Source organism: Vibrio sp. 10N.222.46.A1 (assembly GCF_041473595.1).
Classification (GTDB): Bacteria; Pseudomonadota; Gammaproteobacteria; order Enterobacterales; family Vibrionaceae; genus Vibrio; species Vibrio tasmaniensis_A.
In genome coordinates, this window is record NZ_JBFRSN010001483.1 from 1 (window position 1) to 325 (window position 325).

Genomic DNA, 325 nt, shown 5'->3' on the forward strand with positions numbered 1-325 from the left:
ATACTGGTACAGATTAATAAGGATCGTTATGAATAGGTATATTGCAGAAATGTTTGGTACGTTTTGGTTGGTGTTAGGCGGTTGTGGTAGTGCCGTCTTAGCCGCGGCTTTCCCTGATGTGGGAATTGGTCTACTCGGAGTTTCCCTCGCTTTTGGTTTAACCGTTCTCACCATGGCTTTTGCTATTGGCCATATATCCGGCTGTCATCTCAACCCTGCTGTTACTATTGGACTGTGGAGCGGTGGTCGCTTTGATGCCAAAGATGTCGCACCTTATATTATTGCCCAAGTGATTGGCGGTATTATCGCAGGTGGCGTGTTATTT

1 protein-coding gene is annotated in these 325 nt (G+C 46.2%); it reads left to right on the plus strand.

Going from position 1 to position 325, the window contains the following annotated elements:
• Positions 1-28 precede the first annotated feature (28 nt).
• On the plus strand, positions 29-325 hold a 297-nt coding region (locus AB4496_RS27540; RefSeq protein WP_372133156.1), incomplete at its 3' end, for an aquaporin.